The organism is Arthrobacter ginsengisoli (assembly GCF_031456935.1).
In the GTDB taxonomy this organism is placed as follows: domain Bacteria; phylum Actinomycetota; class Actinomycetes; order Actinomycetales; family Micrococcaceae; genus Arthrobacter; species Arthrobacter ginsengisoli.
In genome coordinates, this window is the sequence record NZ_JAVDVQ010000028.1 from 1 (window position 1) to 22346 (window position 22346).

The 22346-nt window shown below is 64.9% G+C and carries 21 protein-coding genes and 1 pseudogene; 10 read left to right on the top strand and 12 right to left on the bottom strand.

Annotated features, from left to right (window positions below):
• Positions 1-185 precede the first annotated feature (185 nt).
• Entirely contained in the window at positions 186-422 is a 237-nt protein-coding gene (locus tag J2X01_RS19535; protein WP_310061388.1) for a DUF1059 domain-containing protein, read from the top strand.
• Positions 423-549: 127 nt separating this feature from the next.
• A complete protein-coding gene (locus J2X01_RS19540; RefSeq protein WP_310061392.1) occupies positions 550-1131 on the top strand; it encodes a TetR/AcrR family transcriptional regulator in 582 nt (193 codons plus the stop codon).
• A 49-nt stretch (positions 1132-1180) separates the two neighbouring features.
• Here J2X01_RS19540 and J2X01_RS19545 read toward each other — a convergent pair.
• From J2X01_RS19545 to J2X01_RS19570, 6 genes and pseudogenes are all read right to left on the bottom strand, one after another.
• Positions 1181-2008, bottom strand: a pseudogene (locus J2X01_RS19545) (MFS transporter); the annotation flags it as partial.
• 15 nt (positions 2009-2023) lie between these two features.
• Complete coding sequence (locus J2X01_RS19550; protein ID WP_310061396.1) at positions 2024-2491, bottom strand: MFS transporter; 468 nt, start codon at positions 2489-2491, stop codon at positions 2024-2026.
• Positions 2491-3252: an SDR family oxidoreductase gene (locus tag J2X01_RS19555; protein ID WP_310061398.1), complete on the bottom strand. Its 762-nt coding sequence runs from the start codon at positions 3250-3252 to the stop codon at positions 2491-2493. Before J2X01_RS19555 ends, J2X01_RS19550 begins: the two co-directional genes overlap by 1 nt.
• A gap of 31 nt (positions 3253-3283) precedes the next feature.
• A complete protein-coding gene (locus J2X01_RS19560; protein WP_445344442.1) occupies positions 3284-4180 on the bottom strand; it encodes an amidohydrolase family protein in 897 nt (298 codons plus the stop codon).
• Positions 4177-6165 (bottom strand): acetoacetate--CoA ligase, encoded by a 1989-nt coding sequence (locus tag J2X01_RS19565; protein ID WP_310061400.1) that lies wholly within the window; start codon positions 6163-6165, stop codon positions 4177-4179. Before J2X01_RS19565 ends, J2X01_RS19560 begins: the two co-directional genes overlap by 4 nt.
• A gap of 44 nt (positions 6166-6209) precedes the next feature.
• On the bottom strand, positions 6210-7562 hold the full coding sequence (locus J2X01_RS19570; RefSeq protein WP_310061402.1) for an MFS transporter: 1353 nt from the start codon (positions 7560-7562) through the stop codon (positions 6210-6212).
• A gap of 208 nt (positions 7563-7770) precedes the next feature.
• Here J2X01_RS19570 and J2X01_RS19575 point away from each other — a divergent pair, with 208 nt between their 5' ends.
• The 7 genes from J2X01_RS19575 to J2X01_RS19605 all read left to right on the top strand — a co-directional run bounded on the left by J2X01_RS19575 (position 7771) and on the right by J2X01_RS19605 (position 15906).
• The gene (locus J2X01_RS19575) at positions 7771-8550 is read left to right on the top strand and encodes an IclR family transcriptional regulator (RefSeq protein ID WP_310061405.1); all 780 of its coding nucleotides are present in this window, start codon (positions 7771-7773) and stop codon (positions 8548-8550) included.
• Between the two features lie 132 nt (positions 8551-8682).
• Positions 8683-9231, top strand: coding sequence for an acetyl-CoA carboxylase biotin carboxyl carrier protein (locus tag J2X01_RS19580; RefSeq protein ID WP_310061408.1), 549 nt, complete (start codon positions 8683-8685; stop codon positions 9229-9231).
• Positions 9228-10580 (top strand): acetyl-CoA carboxylase biotin carboxylase subunit, encoded by a 1353-nt coding sequence (locus J2X01_RS19585; protein WP_310061412.1) that lies wholly within the window; start codon positions 9228-9230, stop codon positions 10578-10580. Before J2X01_RS19580 ends, J2X01_RS19585 begins: the two co-directional genes overlap by 4 nt.
• Positions 10577-12079, top strand: coding sequence for a pyruvate/oxaloacetate carboxyltransferase (locus J2X01_RS19590; protein WP_310061416.1), 1503 nt, complete (start codon positions 10577-10579; stop codon positions 12077-12079). The genes J2X01_RS19585 and J2X01_RS19590 overlap by 4 nt, the downstream gene beginning before the upstream one ends.
• Entirely contained in the window at positions 12076-12933 is an 858-nt protein-coding gene (locus tag J2X01_RS19595) for an HAD-IIA family hydrolase (RefSeq protein ID WP_310061419.1), read from the top strand. The genes J2X01_RS19590 and J2X01_RS19595 overlap by 4 nt, the downstream gene beginning before the upstream one ends.
• Positions 12930-14810, top strand: a complete 1881-nt coding sequence (locus J2X01_RS19600) for a PEP-utilizing enzyme (RefSeq protein ID WP_310061421.1) — start codon at positions 12930-12932, stop codon at positions 14808-14810. The genes J2X01_RS19595 and J2X01_RS19600 overlap by 4 nt, the downstream gene beginning before the upstream one ends.
• A gap of 10 nt (positions 14811-14820) precedes the next feature.
• Positions 14821-15906 carry a PEP/pyruvate-binding domain-containing protein gene (locus J2X01_RS19605; RefSeq protein ID WP_310061424.1) on the top strand — a complete coding sequence of 362 codons (1086 nt, stop codon included), beginning with the start codon at positions 14821-14823 and terminating at the stop codon, positions 15904-15906.
• A gap of 299 nt (positions 15907-16205) precedes the next feature.
• Here the strand turns inward: J2X01_RS19605 and J2X01_RS19610 are convergent, their stop codons facing one another.
• The 3 genes from J2X01_RS19610 to J2X01_RS19620 form a co-directional block, all read right to left on the bottom strand.
• The gene (locus J2X01_RS19610; RefSeq protein ID WP_310061426.1) at positions 16206-16871 is read right to left on the bottom strand and encodes a dihydrofolate reductase family protein; all 666 of its coding nucleotides are present in this window, start codon (positions 16869-16871) and stop codon (positions 16206-16208) included.
• Between the two features lie 58 nt (positions 16872-16929).
• Entirely contained in the window at positions 16930-17535 is a 606-nt protein-coding gene (locus tag J2X01_RS19615) for a lytic transglycosylase domain-containing protein (RefSeq protein ID WP_310061429.1), read from the bottom strand.
• A 791-nt stretch (positions 17536-18326) separates the two neighbouring features.
• Positions 18327-19109, bottom strand: a complete 783-nt coding sequence (locus tag J2X01_RS19620; RefSeq protein ID WP_310061431.1) for an alpha/beta fold hydrolase — start codon at positions 19107-19109, stop codon at positions 18327-18329.
• Positions 19110-19287: 178 nt separating this feature from the next.
• On the opposite strand from J2X01_RS19620, the gene J2X01_RS19625 reads away from it, so the two are divergent.
• Complete coding sequence (locus tag J2X01_RS19625) at positions 19288-19491, top strand: hypothetical protein (protein ID WP_310061435.1); 204 nt, start codon at positions 19288-19290, stop codon at positions 19489-19491.
• A gap of 170 nt (positions 19492-19661) precedes the next feature.
• Here the strand turns inward: J2X01_RS19625 and J2X01_RS19630 are convergent, their stop codons facing one another.
• From J2X01_RS19630 to J2X01_RS19640, 3 genes are all read right to left on the bottom strand, one after another.
• Positions 19662-20846 (bottom strand): diacylglycerol/lipid kinase family protein, encoded by a 1185-nt coding sequence (locus tag J2X01_RS19630; protein WP_310061438.1) that lies wholly within the window; start codon positions 20844-20846, stop codon positions 19662-19664.
• Positions 20843-21181 carry a hypothetical protein gene (locus J2X01_RS19635; protein ID WP_310061440.1) on the bottom strand — a complete coding sequence of 113 codons (339 nt, stop codon included), beginning with the start codon at positions 21179-21181 and terminating at the stop codon, positions 20843-20845. The genes J2X01_RS19630 and J2X01_RS19635 overlap by 4 nt, the downstream gene beginning before the upstream one ends.
• 433 nt (positions 21182-21614) lie before the next feature.
• On the bottom strand, positions 21615-22313 hold the full coding sequence (locus J2X01_RS19640) for a TetR/AcrR family transcriptional regulator (protein WP_310061443.1): 699 nt from the start codon (positions 22311-22313) through the stop codon (positions 21615-21617).
• Positions 22314-22346 lie beyond the last annotated feature (33 nt).

The following is a 22346-nucleotide window of genomic DNA, read 5'->3' on the forward strand; positions in this document are numbered from 1 at the left end:
TGAAAGAACCATAGAGACACGGCGTTGACAGGCGACCACGGCACCATTTTCAGCCCGGAACGGGCGTCCGACAAGGACATATTGGCTAGCGCCGGCACTTCACTGGGAACGGTAAGCTTGCGCGTCAGGAAGGTTCGCCACTTGGGGCTTTCAGAATTCATTGCATGCCTAAAGAGGGATCCGCCATGAAAAGTATGACCTGCAAGCAACTCGGAGGCCCGTGCGACCTGGTGTTCCGTGGTAATTCAGCGGACGAGATCATCAACGCGCAGGACCGGCACCTCAAGGACGCCGTCCAGGCCGGTGACTCAGCTCATCAGGAGGCCCGCGACGCGATGAAGGGACGTTGGAAGAATCCGATCAAGGGCATGGGGTGGTACCGCGACACCAAGAAGGCTTTCGCCGCGCTTCCCGAGGACTGAGCGGAATAGTGCAAACGTCATGCCGCGACCTTGGAGCTTCGACATGAACAGTCATGGCACAGCAGCATAAGGGCAACCCCCTGCGCAACACCGCACCTGCCATGTAGCCGCAGGCACTCCCCCCTGAATGAATACGAAGCACCACAACGCCCTACTGACTGAAAACGGCGGCGAGCGGGCGCGCCTGTCCATCCCGCGCATTGCGGCCCGCGCCGGCGTCACGCCGTCGACTATTTACCGCCGGTGGGGCGACCTCCAGCAGCTCCTGGCGGCCTTTGCGACGCAGCAGCTCGCCCCCGAGACCGTGGAGGACACCGGCTCTTTGGCGGGTGACCTGTCCGCCTGGCTGGAACTGTACGTCGAGGAATTTTCCTCCCCCCTGGGGTGGCAGATCCTGCGGGACATCGTGGCTGACGAGCAGGCCACAGTGCGCTATTTCGACATCCTGAGGGAAATCCTCGAGTCCATCAGGTCCGCCGCAGAACGACGCGGGGAGTCCGCGCCCGACGTGGAAGAGATCGTGGACGTCGTTATCGCACCCATCATTTACCGCATCCTGTTCACGGAGCCGGACCGCAAGGCACTTGCCCTGGAGGGCCGGCTCCAGCGGCTCCTAGAACGGGAGATGGGCCCCACGGATGATGTGTCATCCGTGGGGCCCGCAAAGCTGGGGTCGGGTTTGACCCGCGGCACCATTCACTCGCAGTGAATCGAGGAGACGCCCTGCCATATCCGATGAGCGACAGGCGTCTCTTGGCCTACAGGGCGAACTTGTCCTCGAGGTAGTGGTTGCTCGGTGTCATCATCCGAGCCCCGGCGAGCATGACTACTCCGGTGCCGGCGAAGACGAACAGTGCCGCGGTCCAGCCCCCGGTGAGCGAAAAGATGGTCCCGCCGAGCAGCGGGCCGAGGGTGCCGAACAGGTAGCCGACGCCCATGGCGAACCCGGCGAGGGCCGCTGACCCTGCGGCGGTGCGGGTGCGCTTGTTGAACATGGTGATGGCAAGCGGGAAGGCTCCGCCGCCGATACCCATGATGAAGACCCACAACACTTGTGCCGCCGGTGCCAGTGCCAGGCCGATGTAGCCGATGGGAGCGACGAGGCTGAGGGCCGCGGCGAGCGGAAAGACGTTCTTGAGTTTAGAGGCCAGGATCGGGACGATAAACGCCATCGGCAGGGTCATGAAGGTGAAAACAGAGAATGCGCCCGCAGCTGCACCCAGGTCCATACCGGAGTCTTTGAGGATCGTGGGCAGCCAGGCGAGCATTCCGTAGGTGTTGAGCGAGGCCATCGCATAAAAGAGGGCGGTGCCGACGGCGATAGGGCTGGTGACCAGCTGCGCGAGGCCCAGTTTCGGGCCGGCGGCGGCGGAGTTCGGCATCCCGGCTGTCGCGGCCGCAGTCCTGCTTCCGCGCAGGCGCACCAACTGGATGATCCAAGGCAGGGCAGCTGCCAGGGAGAGTATGGACCACGCGGCGATGGAGGCCCGCCAGCCGGCGGCGTTGTTCAGCGGCACCGCGGTCGTGGCTGGCAAGGTCGCTCCGGCCTGCATCAGCAAAGCGAACACGGTGAGCATGGCGGCCTGGCGGTCAGGGAAGTACTACTTGACCAGCGGGGCGCCCACCACATTACCGAACCCCATGCCGAACAGGGCCACGACGCTGAGGACAAAGAAGATCGGGATGCTGTCTGTGAAGGCGCGGCTGAACGTGCCGACGGCGGCGAGCAGCATGGCCAGAGCCGCGGTGACTTCGGGTCCACTCCTGCGGATCACTACGGGTGCCAGGAAGCCGGCGACGCCGAAGCTCAGGGTGGGAAGCATTCCCAGCATGCTCGCACCGGCAAGGTCCAGGCCCATTTCCTCCCGAAGCAGGGGAAGCAACGGAGACAGGCCGGTGACGGCGTGCCGGAGAGTGATGCCGAGAAGGATGATGCCGATGATGAGGAAAACGCGTCCGCGCCAGAGGCTGCGGGGACGGGATGCCAGAAAGCCTGCAGTTCCGGCTTGGTCGGCCGCGGCGGGGCCTCCGGCGGCCGGGGCCTCTGCGGGATGGATTTGGGTGCTCATCAGACGGCGGCTTTGGAGTCGGCGTCGATGGGGAACATCTGGCCGGAGATGGTGCGGGCGTGCGGGCCCGCGAGGAACAGGATCAGCGCGGCGATATCGTCCGGGTTGATGAATTTCTTCACGGACTGGTTGGCCATCGCGGAGTCGATTTCCTCCTGGACGGTGCGGCCGGACACGGAGGCCCGGCCTTCGAAGACACTCATGATACGCGGGCCGTCCACGGCGCCGGGGTGGATGGTGTTCGAGGTGATCCCGAACGGTCCGAGCTCCATGGCGAGGGTCTTGGCGAAACCGACCAGGCCCCACTTGGTGGTGGAGTACGCAACGCGGTTGGGGTAGCCGAAACGGCCAGCCAGGGAGGACATGGTCACGATGGACGCGGCGTCGGATTCCTTCAGCAGCGGGATCGCCTGCTGGGTCACGTTGAACGTCCCCTGCAGGTTCACTCCCACGACGGCGGCGAAAGCACCGACGTCGTATTCCTCCACCGGTGCGGTGGGGCCCGCGATGCCGGCATTGTTGACCAGCACGTCCAGCCCGCCCAGTTCCTGCCGGACATCAGCGAACAGGGCGGCCACGGCGTCAGGATTGCTGACGTCCGTGACAGATCCGGTGATGTTCTCGAATTCGCCGGTGACGGCGTTGACGGCGTCGGCGTTGATGTCGGCGATGTGGACCCGGGCACCGGCGGCAGCGAAGGCCTTGGCGGTGGCCAGGCCGATCCCGTTGGCTCCGGCGGTGATGAGTACGCGTTGTGACATTGTCTTCTCCAGGACGGTGGTTAGGTAAGGCTCACGCTACGCCCAGCCCGAGCAGCCGAATCGCATTTTCACGCATGATCAGCGGGCGCACCTCGGGCTTGATGGCCAGCTTCTCAAAGTCGGCGATCCAGCGGTCCGGCGGAATCATGGGGTAGTCGGACCCGAACAGGACCTTAGTCCGCAGGAGCGAGTTCGCGTACTGCACCAGCTGCGGCGGGAAGTACTTCGGGGACCAGCCGGAGAGGTCGATGTAGACGTTGGTGTGCCGGGCCGCGACCGCCAGTGCCTCGTCCTGCCAGGGGAACGACGGGTGGGCCATGATGATCTTCAAGTCCGGGAAGTCCACGGCCACGTCATCGAGCACGATCGGGTTGGAGTATTTCAGCCTGATCCCACCTGAGCCCGGCATGCCCGAACCGATCCCGCTCTGCCCCGTATGGAAGAGTGCAGGAACCCCCAGTTCCTGAATTGCCTCATAGAGGGGGTAGGCCATGGGATCGTTCGGGAAAAATCCCTGCAGGTTGGGGTGGAACTTGAACCCCTTGACACCAAATTCCTCCACCAGGACCTTCGCTTCCCGCACACCCTCCTCGCCGCGGGCAGGGTTGATGCTGGCAAAGGGAATGAGCACATCCGAGTGCTCCGCAGCCTGCCGGGCAATTTCACGGTTGGAGATCGGCGGATGCCCGGTCTGGGATTCATGGTCCACGGTAAAAACGACGGCGGCCATGTTGCGTTCGCGGTAGTGCGCAGCCACGCTGTCCACGTTCAATGGTTCGTGCGAGGTGCCGAAGTGCTTACGGGCAGCTTCGCGGAAGTCTTCCGGCATATCGGTGTGGCCATGGCCGTCTGATTCGATATGGACATGCATGTCGATCGCAACGAGGTCGGAAATATTCATCGGATTCACGTTTCTGCTAGTAGTCACGCGGCGAACGCCTTCTTGATGAGCCGCACTGTCTCGCCAACATCTTCCGGTTTGACGAGCACGCCCGGGTCCATGGCCTCGCCCAGCACGGCGCCTTGGATGACCCGCTTGAGCGGGATTTCCAGCCGCTTTCCGGAGGGGTTGCGGGGAATGCTGGGAACGAAGACGACGTCGTCGGGGACGTGGCGGGGTGACAGTTCCGTGCGGAGCGCCCGGCGCACCGCCGTCTCCAGCTGTGCGGTATCGGCACCTTCCTGGGCTTCAACGAGCAGCGCCAGGCGGCCCATTCCTCCTGCCGGGTCCTCAAAGTGCAGCACCATGCTGTCGTTGACCTGCGGCAGGCCATCGAGTATGGCGTAGAACTCGGCCGTGCCCAGGCGGACGCCGCCGCGGTTCAGGGTGGCGTCGGAGCGGCCGGAAATCACCCAGGTGCCGCGCTCGGTCTCGATGAGCCAGTCACCGTGCCGCCAGACGCCCGGGTAGGCGCTGAAATAGCTGTCGGTATAACGCTCGTTGTCCTTGTCCCCCCAGAAGAAGACAGGCATGGAGGGCATGGGCTTGGTCGCTACGAGCTCGCCGGCTGTGCCGTGCAGCGGGTGTCCGTCCCGGTCCCAGGACTCAACTGAGACGCCCAACGGCCGGCAGGACATTTCGCCCGCGTAAACGCCGGTCAGCGGGCTCGCGCCCAGGAATGCGGCACAGATATCTGTACCCCCGGAGGTGGGGGCAAGCACCAGGTCCGGGCTGACCTCGTCGTATACCCAGGCGGCAACGTCGGCCGCGAGCGGCGAGCCGGAGCACTGGATCTCGCGGAGCCGGCTGAGGTCCCAGGTGGCGCCGGGCGTAAGTCCGGCGTGGGCGCAGGCGGCGAGGTAGGCCGATCCCGTGCCCAGGTACGTGGCTTCGGTCTCGGCCAGTATTGCCCATTGGGACCATTCGCCGTCGAGCGTCGGCCAGTTGGGATCCCCATCCATGAGGACGACGGCGGCGCCGGTCAGCAGCGTGGAGATGCCAAGGGTCCACACCATCCAGCCGGTGGTGGTGAACCAGAAGGCGGTGTCCTTCGGGCCCATGTCAAAGTGCAGCCCCATGGCCTTGAAGTGCTCCAGCAGCAGGCCGCCGTGCGAGTGCACGATCGCCTTGGGCTTGCCCGTGGTTCCGGAGGAGAACAGGACGGTCAGCGGGTGGGAGAACGGCACGGCCTCGAAGCGGATGTCGGCGCTCTCACTGGTGAAGTCGCTGTAGGCAATGGTGTTGGCCGGCATCGGGCAGTCCTGGTCCAGGTACGGCAGCAGCACCACCTGGGTGTCCGGCAGTTCCATCCGGATCCGCACCAGGTCATCCGCCCGGGACAGGTCCTTCTTTCCCCAGCGGTAGCCGTCGATGGCGATGATCAGTTTCGGTTCGAGCTGGCTGATCCGGTCGACCACGGATTTGGGGCCCATTTCGGGCGGCACCGAGCACCAGATGGCGCCCAGGGCCGTGGTTGCCAGGTAGGCCGCGAGGGTCTGCGGAATGTTGGGCAGATAGCCGGCCACGCGGTCCCCCGCCGTGATGCCCTGGCGGATCAGGCCCTGCTGGATGCGCCCGATCTCCTCCAGCAGCCGGCCGCCGGTCCATTCGGAACTTCCGGCGGTCTGGCTGCGGGACTTAACCATCACGTCGTCTTCGCGGGTGCGGACTGCACGGACAATGTGTTCTGTGTAGTTGATCGTGGCACCCGGGAACCACTCCGCCCCCGGCATGGTCCGGTTACCCAGGACTGCCTCGTAGGGTATGTGGGAGATGATCTCGAAGTGGTCCCAGATCTCTGCCCAGAACTCTTCGAGGTTGTCCACGGACCACTGCCACGCGTCCTCGTAACCGGCGAAGGTCCGGCCGGTCTTCTTCTCGACGTCGGCCAGGAAGCGGCCCATCCGGGAACCGGACCATTCCTCACGCTTGGGGGCGGCTCGCAGCAGGGTGCCGGTTTCAACTGAACGCATGCGTTTTTCCTTCTATGTCTTGACGGGGAGAGTATGGGTTCCGCTTACGCGGCAGGTGTGGTGGGAGCCAGGACGGTGTCCGCCAGGGCCGGCGGCTGTGTGCGCTTGAGTGATATGCCGAGCGAAACGATGCACAGGGCGGAGGCCGCCAGCGGGATGGCGAAGAGGAAGAAGATCCGCTCCGGCTGCCAGCCACCGGAGATCAGGTAGCCGACCAGGATGGGGGCCACGATGGAAACCAGGCGTCCCAGGCCGATCATCCAGCCGATACCGGTGGCCCGTGCCCTCGCTGTGTAGATGTCAGGTGCCACTGCATAGAAGCCGGCGATCCCGGCGGTGGTGAGGATCCCGAGGAACAGTGCGACGACGAGGGCGACGTTGACCTGGGAGAAAACCACGCCGAAGAGCAGGTAGGTGACGGCGGCCAGGCCAAGTGCCCAGACGAGCAGGGGGCGGCTGCGGTACTTGATGGCGAGTGCACTGAAGATGAAGCAGCCGAGGATGCCGCCCGCGTTGGCGATCACACCGATGGTCACCCCGAGGGAATCATTGCCGGAGGCTGCCGCAACGATCTTCGGAGTCCAGGTGTTCGCGAAGTAGTAGGCCGCGACGAGGCAGGCGTAGCCGATCCACAAAGCCAGCGTCCGAAAGCGGGTGGGCCGGCTCAGGATCTCGCCCACCGCGCTCTGTTGGCGGACGGCAGCGGGAAGGGCCGGCAGTATGGCCAAAGCCGGCCGGCCGATCTTCGCGAGGATTCCGTTGACCTTGGGCAGGGCACCCGCCGGGCGACGGGTCAGCAAGTAGTCGAGGGACTCCGGGAGGAAGCGCCAGGAAATCGCAAGCATCAGGACCGTCAGTGCCGCCCCCACGATGAACACTGAATGCCAGCCGTAGACCGGAATCAACGGGGCAGCAACCAATCCGCCTACAGTGGCGCCGATCGGATACCCGGCGGCGTAGATGCCGATGATGGTGCCGCGGCGCTTGTCCGAGGAGTATTCCGACACCAGGACGTTCAGGTTGGCCATCATGCCGCCCACACCGAGTCCGGTGATGACCCGGAAAGCCATCAGCTGCATGGCATCACCGGCAAAGACGGAGAGCACCATGCCAATGCTGATTATGACCAGCGAAATCAGGGCCAGCTTCCGGCGGCCGATCTTGTCCGCGAGCGGAGTCAGGAAGATCGAGCCCGCGGCCATCCCAAACAGACTGGCGCTGAGCAGGAAACCGAGGGTGACCGGGTCCAGCCCCCAGGCCCGGGAGAGGCTGGGCGCTGCATAGGCCATCACGGCCACGTCGAATCCGTCAATGAGGATCAGTGTCAGAGCGATCACTACGGCCATTACCTGGAATCGTGTCATCGGTGACTGGCGGATCTGGGTCAAGACGTCCATGTCTTCTTTCTTGCTGCCTAAATATGTGGGGGAGGTATGCAGTGAGCCTAGTCACACCCGCTGGACACGTCCACAAAAATGTTGGAGATTCCTCCTAGCGAAATCGATCGCTGGCCTAGCCATGGCCCGAAGTTGCAGCGCCTTGGCTGCCGGGCGCTGGGGATCTCTGGGCTAGTCAGGCACTAGTGAACCGTGTCACCATTCTGCTATGCAAAATATTGAAAGCCCTTCGAAGCTCGAGTCCGTTGACCGGGCGCTCCAGCTGCTGATCATCCTGCGCGGCGGGGAATCGATCAGCGTCAAAGCCGCCGGGGAGCGCCTAGGCGTGGCACCGTCCACGGCCCACCGCCTGCTTGGCGCACTGGTCGCCAGGGACTTTGCCATCCAGGACCGGGAGCGGCGATACCGCGCAGGACCACAGCTGACTCCCCATGGCGAGGCCAATTTCTCAGTGAACCAGCTGCGACAGGTAGGCCGTCCGGCCCTCCAGAAGCTCTACGGCGACATCAACGACACCGTCCAGCTAATGATCCTGATGGGCCCCCACATCCGCTTCATTGACGGTATCGAGTCCGAGGCGGCACTCCACGTCAAAGCCAGGATGGGCGATCTCATGCCGGCCTACTGCTCAGCCGGGGGCAAGGCGATCCTCGCCGAACTCGGCAACATTGAGCTGGAAAAGATCTACCGCGGCGGCCTCACGCCGTGGCCCACCGCCCGGATCCACGCCCTACCTGCACTCAAGCGGCAGCTCGCGACAGTCCGTAAGGCAGGCTATGCAACGAATTTCGAGGAAACGGAGCAGGGAGTCAGCGGCCTTGGCGTATGCATCAGGGACCCCGCCGGAAAGCCCATCGCCGCCTACACAACAGCCATCCCCACCGCACGGTTCCAGAAGTCGATGGTTGCAGACCACGTCAAGGCGCTCCACGAGGCCGCATCGATGACAGAGAAGGGCCTGGTGGCAGGATTGGGTCTGCGCGGCTAGATTGCGCACAGCGGAATCTCTTCAGATTCCGTTGCGCACACCGGGATGCCTTCCTACGCTGTCAATAGGTGGCACACGCCACATTCCCGACCTGATCAACGAGGACAGGCGTGAGAGAAGGAAATTCCGCACATGGACATTGACCTCGAGGAACTCGCGGCGATTATCGAACAGCTCGATAAAACCGAGTTCACAGATTTCTTGTATGAGAAAGGCGAGCTGCGGCTCCACGTCCGCAGGGGCGGCTATATTCCGGACGGCGTTGTCCAAGCCCAGACAGGCGCAGCAGCAGCCCCGGCTGTAGCCACGGCGCCATCGGCACCGGCCCAGCCAGCGCCAGCCACGGCACAACCCGCGGCGTCCGCTCCCGTCGTCGTAAATTCACCCGCGTCAAACGGGCGCTCCCCCGCCATGAGCCCCGACGCACTTCCGGCCGGACACATCCTGGTCACGGCGCCGATGCTCGGAACGTACTACGGTGCACCCAAGCCCGGGGAATCCGCCTTTGTCCAGGTGGGCGATTCGGTGTCCGCCGATGCCGTGCTGTGCATTGTCGAAGTCATGAAGCTCATGAATTCGGTGACCGCCGGTGCCGCCGGCGAAGTGGCCGCCGTCTTCGTTAAGGACGGGGATCTGGTGGAGTACGAGCAGCCGCTGTTCGCCATCCGGGCCGCCGCATGAAGCACCGCATCTTCGTGGCAAACCGCGGCGAAATCGCTGTCCGCATCATTGACGCCTGCGATCGGCTTGGCTACGACACCGTTCTCGGCGTCTCCACGGCGGACAAGGACACCCTGGGCGCCAAGCGGGCCAGCCGCGTCGTGACCATCGGCGGCCCCCGGCCTGCCGACAGCTACCTGAACATGAACGCCGTGGTCCAGGCTGCCCTGTCCACCGGGTGCACCGCGATCCACCCTGGCTATGGATTCCTCTCCGAACGTCCGGCCTTTGCCGAACTGTGCGCCGAGAACGGCCTGACCTTTGTGGGCCCCTCGCCCGAGGCGCTGCGCGCACTGGGTGACAAGCTGACGGCCCGGCGGCTGGCCGAATCCGTGGACGTCCCCGTCTCCGCCGGAGGCACCGCGCAAACGGCTGAGGAAGTGCGGGAACTGGCCGAACGCATCGGCTACCCGGTGCTCATCAAGGCGGCCCACGGCGGCGGCGGCCGCGGCATGAAACTCGTCGAAAGCTCTGCGGAACTTGCCGAGGCCTGGCAGCTCGCATCCTCCGAGGCGGAAGCATCCTTCGGCGACGGCACCGTGTTCCTGGAACGGTTCGTGCAGGACGCCAAGCACGTGGAGGTCCAGATCCTCGGGGACCGCCACGGCCACCGCGTCCACCTCGGCGAGCGGGAATGTTCGGTGCAGTACCGCTACCAGAAGGTCGTGGAGGAGGCACCCTGCACCGCTCTCCCGGAGCCCACCCGCGCGCTCCTGTACCAAAGTGCCCTCCGGATCGCCGAGGCCCTGGATTATGTTGGCCTGGGAACCGTGGAGTTCCTCTACGACGTGCAGCGTGACTCGCTGGCCTTCCTCGAGGTGAATCCTCGCGTGCAGGTGGAGCATCCTGTCACCGAGGCGATCACCGGCATCGACCTGGTCCGTGAACAGCTGCTTGCGGCGCTCGGCGAACCGCTCTCCTTCACCCAGGCAGACATCAGCCTGACCGGAAATGCCATCGAATGCCGCATCACCGCCCAGGACCCGGAGAACGATCTGCGGCCCTCGCCGGGAACCGTCACCCGCTGGCGCCCTTCTGCCGCCGGCGGACTCCGGCTCGATACGCACATCTATGAGGGCTACCGCTTCCCGCCGTTCTACGACGCGCTGATGGCCAAGCAGATTGCCTGGGCACCGGACCGTGCCGCCGCCATCGAACGGATGGAACAGGCCCTGGCCGCCTTCGAGATCGAAGGCGTCACCACCTCACTGCCGCTGCTGTCCAGAATTCTGGCCCACCCAGTCTTCCAGCACAACACGGTCACCACCCACTGGCTGAACGAACTGATGACGGAAAAGGTGAACTCATGACCGACGTCAAACTTGTCGACGTCTCCCTGCGGGACGGCAACCAAAGCATCTGGGGTGCCACCGGAGTCACCACCCGTATGGTCCAGGGTGTCGCTCCGCTGCTGGACCAGGTGGGATACCACGCCATCGAGCTGGTCTCCAGCACTCTCATGGCCACCGCCGTGAGGTACCACCAGGAGGATCCGTGGGAACGGCTGCGGGCCGCCCGCGACCTGATGCCCAACACGCAGCTCGGCTTCCTCACCACAGGCAAACGGTTCATCTCGTTCCACCGCACCCCGGACGCCGTCTTCGAACTTGCCTTCCGGCTGCTGGTCCGCAATGGCGTCAAGCGGCTCTGGGTGATCGATCCCATGCATGACATGGACGGTGCCAAGCGCACCGCCGAGATGGCCAAGCGGGTCGGTTTCGAAGAGGTCATCGGCGGGATCTGCTACACCACCAGCCCCGTCCACACCGACGAATACTTCGCCACCAAGGCCAAGGAACTCGACGACTGCGACGCGATCGACAGCGTCTACCTGAAGGACCCGGCCGGGCTGCTGACGCCGGACCGGGTGAAGAGCCTGGTGCCGCTGCTGCGGTCCAGCCTCAACACCACCCCGCTGAACGAGATCCACTCGCACAGCACCACGGGCCTGTCCCCCATCACCGTCCTGGATGCAGCAGACCTGGGCATCGAAACCATCCACTGCGCCCTGCCCCCACTGGCCAACGGAAGTTCACACCCGGAAGCCCAGCGGCTGGTCCATAACCTCAGGGCCCGCGGCCACAACGTCAACGTGGACCTGGACGCCATGGCCAAAGCGTCCGCCTACCTGCAGCGCCAGGGGCGGATCAAGAACCTTCCCGCGGGCAGCCCCAACGAATACGACGAGGCCTATTACCGGCACACCATTCCCGGCGGGGTGCAGTCCACCACCCGCCGGCAGCTCGGCGAAATCCGGCGTGCGGACCTGTTTGACCAGGTGATCGAGGAATCCGTCCAGGTCCGCGAGGACCTCGGCTGGCCGATCGTGATGACGCCGTTTGCGCAGTACATCGTCACGCAGGCCACCCTCAACGTCATCACCGGAGAGCGGTACAAGCAGATCTCGGATGAGGTCATCGACCTGCTCCGCGGCGACTTCGGCCCGCTGCCCGGGGCCGTGAACCCCGAACTGATGGACCGGGCCATGGCCACCAAGCGCGGACAACAGCCGGTCAACGACGGCGGCGACGTCACCATCGCGGATTTGCGGCGGCGATTCGGGACCACTATCAGCGACGAGGAACTCCTCTTGCGGGCTGTGATGCCTGCCGAGCAGGTGGACACCATGTACGCCGCGAAGAAGAATTCGGCCACGTCAACGCTGCAGCGGCTGCTGGCAGCCGTGAATGACCGGCCCTCCACCTCGGTGTCCGTCAGCGACGGCACCACGAAATTTTCCATTCAACGCCGAGCCTCCAACGAAGTTGGTAACGCAGTCGACGGCACCGCACAGGGGGCTACAGCATGAACGATCTGATACAGAATTCCCGCGGCTGGGTACTGGATGTCGACGGTTGCCTGATGCGCACAAAGCGCGCCGGCGGTGCCGGCGGGGAAGCCATGCCGGGCGCCGCGGAACTGGTGGCGGCGCTCTACGCTGCCGGACACGCCGTCGTCGTCTGCACCAACGCCTCGGAGAAGACCCCGGCCGAATACGCCGCCCACCTCCGCTCGCAGGGAATCGGAATCCGCGACGAGGACTTCGCCACCGCCGGCAGCGCAGCCGCCGAGTACATTGCACACCGGCATCCTGGGGCCCGGGTGCTGGCGCTCGGAGCGGAGGGTCTGAGCGCCCCTTTGCGCAGCCTGGGCGTGAACCTGGCCGATCCCGCGCAACCGGAACTGGCCGACGTCGTGGTCGTCGGGGCCGCAAACGGTTACAGCACTGAACAGATCAACGCGGCCAGCCTGGCCGTCGATGCCGGCGCCCCGCTCTACACCACAGTGGACGTTCCTTGGTTCCATGGCGGCCTCGGCAAGTCCGTGTGCGTCTCGGCAGCCATCGCCAACGCCATCGGCTGGGCTGCCGGCGCCATACCTCAGGTCGTCGGAAAACCCTCTGGCGCCCTGGGCGAAACCCTGCTGCGCCGGCTGGGCCTTCCCGCCGCAGAGGTCACCGTGGTGGGCGACGCCACCGTCGAAATCGACCTTGCCCGGTCCATGGGCGCCAACAGCGCCGTGGTCCTCTCCGGCGCAACCTCTCCCGAACTGCTTGCCACGCTCGAAGGCGCCGCCAGGCCGGACCTCGCCCTGGCAGACGTCGCCGAACTGCTTGAATTCCTCACCCCCTCCCTTTCACTGTCGCAAGGAGCCACATCATGACCGAAACCACCCCGGGCAGCGCAGCACGCTTCCCGTTCTTCAACGAATCCACCACCCCCGCCGGCGGTGAGGGCTGGGAGTCGATGTACCCCTACTACCTCGTCCCCTCGGAGGAAACCACTGAGCACGAGAATGCCCAGTTCTGGTTCGCCGACACCATGCACTGGTCCCGCGGCTGCCACCCGTTCGACAGCATCGGCGCCGAGGCCGTGTACCTGGGCGTGGGAACGTTCAGCACCCGCATCTTCGCCCTGCCGGTGTCACTGGGCCTGGACGTCCGCGTGGTCAACGGCTACGTCTACATCTCGCCGCTGGGCGTTGAGGATCCCGCGCGAATCCAGGAGCGCGTGGCCATCTTCCAGGAACGGGCCGGCTACTACTACGCCAACTGGGACGAGCTCTACGGCAAGTGGAAGACCAAGATGGAAGGCGCCATCGATTCCCTGCGCACCATCGAATTCCCCCGGCTGAGCGAATACGACCCCGCCGAGGTTGTCACCGAAGCACGCGGCCGGTCCTCGGCCATGGCCGTCATCGAGAACTACCACCGGCTGATCGATGAATTCTTCTCCATCTGGCAGTACCATTTCGAATTCCTGAACCTGGGCTACGGCGGCTACATCACCTTCTTCCAGTTCTGCAAGCAGGCGTTCCCGCTGATCAGCGAGCAGTCCATTTCCCGCATGGTGGCCGGCGTCGATGTCCTCGCCTTCCGCCCGGACGACGAACTGCGCAAGCTGGCCGCGCTCTCCCACGAACTCGACCTGAACAGCATCATCACCGGCAACAGCGGCCACGAAGCCATCCTGGCTGCCCTGGCCGAAACCACCAACGGCCGGACCTGGCTGGCCGCGTTCGAAGAGGCCAAGGACCCCTGGTTCAACTACTTCGCCGAGTACGGCTTCACCCATGACCAGGAAACCTGGGCCAGCGACCTCTCCATCCCCCTGCAGGGAATCTCCCGCTACGCGGTCAAGATTGCCAACGGCGAGGACATCTCCCGGCCCATCGAGCGGCTCCGCGACGAACGGGACGAGATCGTGGACGAATACCGCGCCCTCCTCACCGGCGATGAGGCACGCCAGTTCGACGAACTGCTCGGCCTCGCCCGGAAGGTCTTCCCCTACATCGAAGAACACAACATCTACGTCGAGCACTGGTCCCACAAGGTCTTCTGGGAAAAAGCGTGGGACCTCGCCCGTTTCCTGGTCGATGCCGGCTTCCTCGACACTGCCGAGGACATGTTCTACCTGAACCGCTTCGAGCTGGACACCGCACTCTTCGATGTCGTGGACTCCTGGGCGATCGGTGTCCCTGCCCGCGGCAAGAAGCGCTGGCAGGCCGAAATCGCCCGCCGCCGCCCGATTGTTGCGGCGCTCCAGGCCGCCAGCGCCCCGCCCGCCTACGGCATCCCGCCGCAGCAGGTCACGGACCCGTTCGCCGTAATGAACTACGGCGTGACCACCGAACGCGTGCAGGACTGGCTCGGCGCCTCCGACGGCGCCACGGACAAGCTCAACGGCATCCCGGGCTCCCTCGGCATCGTGGAAGGCCCCGTCCGGGTGCTGCGTTCCGAAAAGGACCTGCCGCTCCTGCAGCCGGGCGAAATCCTGGTGGCTCCGATCACCGCCCCGTCCTGGGCTGCGGCCTTCGCCGTCGCCACCGGTGTCATCACCGACATCGGCGGCATGATGTGCCACGCCGCCATCGTCTGCCGCGAATACGGCATCCCGGCCGTGGTGGGCACCGGCTTCGCCACCGCCCGCCTCACCACCGGCCAAAGGGTCCGGATCGACGGGAAGGCGGGGACCGTCGTCGTGCTTGAACCCGCCCCCGAAACCACCCACGCCACTGACACCGCAGCAGCGGTCAGCTAGGAGTTTGACCGTGTACATCCGAGAATTCAACGACCCCGGCTGCCAGGACGTCCGGGAAGTGGGCGGCAAGGCCGCCGGCCTGGCCCAGATGACCGCCGAAGGGCTGCCCGTGGCACCCGGCTTCGCGGTGACCGCCGCGGCCTACCGCGCCTACCTCGAGGCGGATGGCTTGAAAGAGTTCACCCGCAGCGTGCTGGAGGGGCTGGGCACCGGCCGCAACCAGGCAGCGTTCGACGACGCCGGGCACCGTATCAGCGAACGCTTCACCGAGGTGCCGATCCCGGCCGAGGTGGCGGACGCAGTGCGTGCAGCCTACGCGAAGCTGTGCACCGAAACCGGTGTGGAGAACATCGCGGTAGCCGTGCGCTCCAGCGCCACCGCTGAAGATTCCGTGGGCGCCAGCTTCGCCGGCGAGTTCGAAACCTGGGTAGACATCGTGGGGGCGGACGAGGTCCTGAAGTACGTGCATGAGTGCTACGTCAGCGTCTTTGCCGGCCGTGTCCTGTCCTACCTCGCCGAGAAGGACATTGACCCGCACGCCATCGAAATGGCCGTGGTGATCCAGAAGACGGTGCGCGCCCGGGCGGCAGGCGTGATGTTCACCATCAGCCCCACCAGCGGTGACCGGTCCAAGATTGTGCTCGAAGCCAGCTGGGGCCTGGGCCTCTCAGTGGTGGGCGGTGAAGTGACACCGGACCGCTTTGTGGTGGACAAGGTGGGCCTCGGCATCGCCGACAGGACCCTGGGCAACAAGATCATCGAATACCGCCGCGGTGACGCGCCGGTGGACGTTCCTGCCGAACGCCGGGATGTACTGTGCCTGCACGACGACGAGGTAGTGGCCCTGGCTACGCTCGGCAAGAAACTGGAGCGCATCCACCAGGCACCCCAGGACATCGAGTTCGCGGTGGACGAAGAACTGCCCGAGGGCAGCAACCTGATCCTGCTCCAGTGCCGACCCGAAACAGTCTGGTCCAACGCCAACCGCAAGCCGGCGTTCGACGCATCGGCGGGCATGATGTCCTGGATTACCGGAAGCATCTCCGGCGCAGCCACTCCCCCTGCCCACGCGCACGACGCCTCACACCAGCACTGAGCCTGACGGTACGGGCTTCGGTTTCAAATGCCAGGAGCTGGCCGCGCAGCAGCGCGGCCAGCTCCTGCCGGGCCGACAAATGCTGGAATCTGGTCGAAGGACGCCCTGCTCTCTTTATACTGTGGGCAGGTTGATGGAAGGTCTGTTACCGGCCTTCATTTCCGAGGAGCTCGGCCGACTATGAATGCAAACCCGACGCCCAGCTCGCATGTTTCCATCATCCGGGGGGTAAGGGCGGTCGGCGTGCCTCTGAAGCCCATCGTCTTTGCCGTGGTTCCTCAGATTTGTGCCTAGTATCGCTAGAAGGAAGTCTTCACCGTGCGACGAGTGAAGACCAGATGGAGAACTCCGCTTGGAGAAGGGGTCGCTTCGATGTCAAAGCGTTGTTCGAGTCCTTCGAGTCCATCCCAGAGCCGTTCGCCCCGGCCCAGGACGATCGGCACGAGGACGATGTGCATGTGGTCGATCAGATCGGCCTTGAGGAACTGTCGAATCGTGCTGACGCCGCCGATCCGGACGTCGAGGTCGCCGGCCAGGGCGCGGGCCTGCTTGAGCGCGGAGACGGGGTCGGCGTCAACGAAATGGAAGGTTGTTCCACCTTCCATCTCGAGTACCGGCCGAGGATGGTGTGTCAGAACAACGACAGGGGTGTGGAAGACAGGGTTATCGCCCCACCAGCCCTTCCATTCCTCGTCCTCCCAGGGACCGCGTTGAGGGCCGAACTTGTTGCGCCCCATGATCTCCACGCCGATCCCGGGCCCCCATGTGCTGGCGAATGCCTCGTCGACGCCGAAGGATCCCTCCGACTCCCCGTGGATGCCCATCTCACGGAAGGTGCGCGTCTCGAAAGCCCACTCCACCAGCCGTGAGCCTGCGTGACCGAACGGAGCGTCGAGTTGCTGGCCCTCGCCAGTGCCGAAGCCGTCGAGGGAGACTGAGAAGTTATGCACGCGGACGAGGGACATGTCATCTCCTGAAGTGCTTGTCGTTTGCGGACACTTTATGGTGATCGAACCCAACGACTCAAGAGGTGCCCGTCTTCACGGCGTATGCGGTGGCTTGGGCCCGCACCTGGCGGATGTAGGGATCGGACTGGTTGTAGGAATAGATGGCGTCGGTCCACCCTTGCGCGGTTGAGAGGTCACGGCCGTGAGCGCACAGATAGGTCGCTGCGCTGAGGGCGGCGTCGTCGATATTGAACGGGTCCGCTGTTCCGTCCCCGTTCCCGTCCCGCCTTGCAAGCTGCCAGGTGGAGGGAATGAACTGCATGGGTCCGACGGCGTGGTCCCAGCGGGCGTCGCCGTCCAGGACGCCCGCGTCCGTGTCGGCGATGGCGGCGAATCCGTTGCCATCGAGGCTCGGGCCCACAATGGGGCCGCTCGCCTGCCCTGCGGTGTTAAGGCTGCCACCGCCGTAAGTTCCGTGCGCTGATTCGACGAAGCCGACAGCTGCCACGGTGTTCCAGCCGATCCCGCACATCGGAGCGGAATCGTTGGCCGTGGCTGCCGCAGCAACGTAGGCCCGGAGCGCGCGGGCAGGGATCCCGGTCTGCCCGGCAGCCCGGATGAGCCACTGGGCATCCGGGCTCGGGGTTATGTTCACGGCGGTGATGATGCCGGTGGACAACACTTCAAGTTTCGCCCCCGCTCGCGGAGGTGCAGAAAGGGCCCCGCGCGCGTCTGCGCCGGGCTGCCGAGTTACCCAGAACGAGAATGCGGTGATGACGCAAACCGCGAACAGGCTGAAAACCATAAGGCGTTTTAGACGGAGCACGGACTAATCAAACCATCCAAGCGCCGCGACCGGTCCCGACCAGAACCAGCGTCTCGGCCAACGTTCAACAGCATCCGGCCAATCCTTCAGATCGGGGCTGAACACCATACCGATCAGCAGGTCGCCAACGCCGGTTATGCACCTGGGGTCAATTCGGGGTTATCCACGGCAGGATTTAGGAGCCATTAGCGTAGCTCGCCCGCAGCCCTAGCGGTGGAAGGGCCCACAGCCTGCAGGCGGGACCGGAGAACTTGCGCGGGTCTGAATCCTGTTCTGCCGTTGCCTTATCGTAAGGGCACCGGTCATTTCGACCTGCCGAAAATCCACCTCGGAGGTGCATGATGGGAATCATCTCGTCTGGTTTCATGGAAGACGGCGAACTGGCCATCGAGCGATACCACGGGGCCAATACAAGACCGAAAGCTTTCCCGTGTTGACTGCGGCCCTGCACCTTATCCCGCCGGCCGACTGCGAATTCGTCATTGCGACCGAGACGGTTCAGCGCCGTCCCTGGTCCATGGATGAGTTCATGGTGCTGCCGCAGGTTGAGATCCGGACAGATATTCACTCGATACGACCAGCTGGCCCAAGCAGGGCACCTCGTGGCCGCTTTCGCTAATCATCATGCCCCCATACGCTCGGGGACCCTAGTTGGTGCCGAGCCGTGCCCGGCGAACGGGAACGAGCGTGTGGGGAGACTCAACGGCGGCCAGGAAATTGAGGATGAGACCGGTGAGGACATCCGGTTGTTCCAATGGAAGCGCGTGAGAGGCCCCAGGGACCACGGCCAGCTGGCCTTCAGGCAAGGCCTCGTACAGCGAGACCGTATGTGTCAGCGCGACCAAATCATCGTCCCCGACGACGACGAGCACAGGCCGGGCAATTTGCGCGATGTCGGCCGTCGTGAGCGTCGGCTCCGCACCGAACATTCTGAAACTCTTGCTGAAGGCCACTTCCAAGTGCTCGGGACCGTCAGGTGAGCGTTCGATGTAGGCCTTGCCCAGTGCCTGCACAAGCGAAGATTCAGGGTCTATCTCAACGGTCATGAAGCCGTCGAAGTGGTAGTTCGCCCCAATGACAACAAGCCTGCGTACGAGATCTGGTCGCTGAAGCGCAACGAGCAGCGCAACTATCCCGCCGTCACTCCACCCCACGAGATGGGCCGGTCCGCCAACTACCTGTTCGAGCACCCGAACGGTCTCGTCCGCCATGTCCGCATAGTGGAAATCTGCATCGGTGTCCGCGGTGTAGCCGTGGCCACGGCGATCGAACGCGACGACTCGGTAGCGCTCCGCGAGACCTGCCCCAATGCTGTTGAGCAGCTCATCACTGTTGCTCAGGCCGCCGTGCAATAGCAGGAGAGGTGTGCCGGGACCGCCCCGATCATCGACCCACGTTGGGTGCCCGTCAATTTCCACGTACCTGGGCATGGTCCGCTCCGTCCTGGCCGGTCCCCCGGCCCCCTAGAAGGGCCTGACATCACGTTCCGCATGCCGCCGTGTGAATTTGGGCGGCTAATGAGCGGTTGATCTTCGACGGCGTTCCCGTCCCTGCGGTCATTTTCCTCTCGCGCCCTCGACGCCACAAGGGTTCGCGGAGACTTGGCTGATGGGGTCGTGCAGCCTTTCCACCCCAACGCCGTGGCAGTCCACGCCCGCTCTGGACATCCTGCTGCAGCTTCGCGTGAGCGTCCTGCTGTGCGGCGGCAAATCGATCCTCTGCAGCCTTGGCGCGGGCCGCAAGCTTGCGCAGGTCATCGGAGAGATCCCTCCGTCTTCTTCAACAGTTCACGTCGAGCTCGCGGACGTTTAGGGCCTAAAGTCCTTTGACCGTGCGTGCACGCCGAGGCCAGCCTCAGTCTCCCGCGAGCCTAACTGTGAGCGACAGTCGCGACACCTTGCGTGCTTCTTTCCGCTACTGACTGCGAGGGGTCACGCCATGCGCCCATTGTCGGCTTGGTCCCTCGCCCGCGGTAGCCGGAGTTACGACCAACGGCCGCGCGCGCCGCGCAGCACGTCCCGCAGAGTCGAGGGGGTCCGGAGCGGACGCGCCGCCGGTGAGAGCCGGTTCTCTGCCCGGGGAAGGCGGACCCGCAGCGCGCCAGGCCGGATGGTGAACCGCAGTGGGGCCGCCATGCGGAGCGCCTCCCCGTCGATGCCTACGTCGATCGGCCCACCGGAGTCCACCTCAAACGTCGAGGGCTCCCAGACGACGGAGCCGGGAAACCTCTCCGAATGACCGCGCGCCGCGATCAGCTGACGCTGTGCTTCTGCTGGATCGTCAGGGAGCTTGAGGGCGATCACCCCGAGGTGGCCCCCGTCGAGTCGCGGCCGGTTGACGATGGTGGCGGGCGTGCGGCCGTACGGGTTGTTCGAGACCTGGACGACGTGCGCGGCGGTGTACCGCTCCCCCGCCGGTCCGGTGAAACGCAAGTCAAATGGTCGGCTGCCGGGCCTCAACATGCTCGGCAGCATGCTCAATGTGGTGTCCACCTTGGCCTCTCGGTACTCGGGCGAACGGACGATCTCCGCGTACAGTCCGAGCGAGACGTTGTTGACGAACACCCTGCCGTTGACCTGCCCGAGGTCGATGACATGTTCCACCGCCGCTCCGAACGCGTCGAGCGCCCCCAGAACATTGCCGCGGTCCAGGCCGAGGTCCATGGCCAGGTGGTTGCGGGTGCCGGCGGGAACGACGACCATGGGCACACCGTGCCGGGCGGCCACGTCCGCGACCAGCCCCAGCGAGCCGTCCCCGCCAGCCATGCCGAGCACATCGGCGCCGCGAGCGACCGCGGCTTCGGCCAGCCCGGCGAGGTCCTGCCCCTGTTCGAGGATGAGCACCTCAATGCCGCGGGCACGGCATTCCTCGGCCAAGCCAAAGCGCACGGCCTTACCGCCGCCGCTCCGGGGGTTCACGATCAGGGCGGCATGGCGCGCCGCCGAAACGGCGCGGCCCGAAGGTTCCGACCGCCGCAGGACGCGGATACCTCGGATGGCGGCGATGCCCGCCAGGGCGAGCATCATCCCGGCGACGAACACCCGGACCCAACTGGTGTCGGATCTGGTCGAAGGAGTAACCTCGACCCGCCGCGAGGGCACACCGCGAGCCGCCAGGGGCCTTTGAACGATCTGCGCGGCACCCTCCGGGCCATAGGCGGCGGTCATTCCTGACCGATCACACGTCGATGCAACTCCGTCGTGAGCTTGTGGATCTCGCGGGTGAGCTCGGTGTTGGTCTTCAGTTCGGTTTCCTGCTCGAGGAAGTCGTGATCAGCCTTCTCCTGCTGGAAGGCGGATGCCCGGTTCGGCCACGGACTTTCCTCGACGAAGAGCATCCAGCCGGCGAAGACGACCACATGGACGTAAACGAAAGGCATCGATCCGGCAAAGCCCGTGATTAGATCGGCGATCCTCAGTTGCGGGTGCTGGGCGCGCTTCTCCCGGAACCTGGTCACGACCGGGTGTTCGCGCAGGGGCGGCGGCGATTGGAGTCGGGGCATTCCTCTCCTTTAATGTTGCGGCGGACGAGCCACCCTATCGATCGGCGGCCGTTACTGCATTACGGCGTCGACGGCCGTGCCCGCGATGCTCCGCCGAGGGCTCGCCGGGGCAGCCTCCGGACGCTTCATATGACACCCTCGGTGCGGCCGAGAACGCTCAGCTCCCCCTAGAACTGCTCAAGCACCGTGGAGGGACTCGGGCTCTCACTTCCAGTCTTGACTGTCGGAACAGGAAGGACAGAGGCATAGGTCCCGGGGCGGTGCGAGGCACAATGCAGACATCACCGTTCGGGCGCGCTCCTACTGTTTGTCAAGAGGCATGAAGCCCGGGGCGAACCTCACGGCGTCCATGGCCATGCGTAATGCGATCCGTCCAGCATCGAAGGGCTTTGGGCCTGATCGAGTACCAACAAGCGTCCCCGGGTCGCACGATTCAGCGGGCCGTGTCTCCGTTCGTTGCCACCTCGTCGACTGCACCGCGCAGCCCTGCAGTCTGGAGCTCGGGGAGTGGACTGCGACATATTGCACGCGCTTCGCTGGCAGAAACGCCCAGCATCCGCAGGAGTGCCTCGGTCGCCTGGTCCGTCGCCTCGGCGTCGTCGCGGTCGGGTTCGGCTTGGATGAGCTGTCCGAGGAAGGTTGCCGCGCCGACGGCGCACGCCACGGCGACGTCGACGTCTGTCATTGTGAACCGGCCCGACTCGACGCCGGCCTGGATGTCACGCCGGACACGCGGCGCCAGCCCTTTTTGCGCGCCGAGGATGTCGAGGGCGCTGTGCAGGATCACCTTGCTGAGCTGAGGTTCACGGCGGTGGAAGCGACCGGTCAACCGGAAGCTGGTCGCAAACGCGACGGCGGGGTCGTCGACGTCGGTGGTTAGCTCGTCGAGGACCGCGCCGAGGAGGTCCATGACGTGCTCGACCGCGGCCTCGAATAGCTGGTCTTTCGACGCAAAGTGGTTATAGAAGGAGCCGATCCCAACGTCCGCGGCCTGAGTGATCTCCAGCACCGGCGTGTTGGTCTGTCCTTGGGCCAGGAAGGACTGTGCTGCCCGGACTAACGCGGCGCGGGTCTGCGCCTTCCGTCGATGCGTCCGGGTAGGTTCCGCGGACGAGGCTGGGGCTTGGGTCATCGCTGGCTCCTTGAAGTCATCCGGTCACAGGAA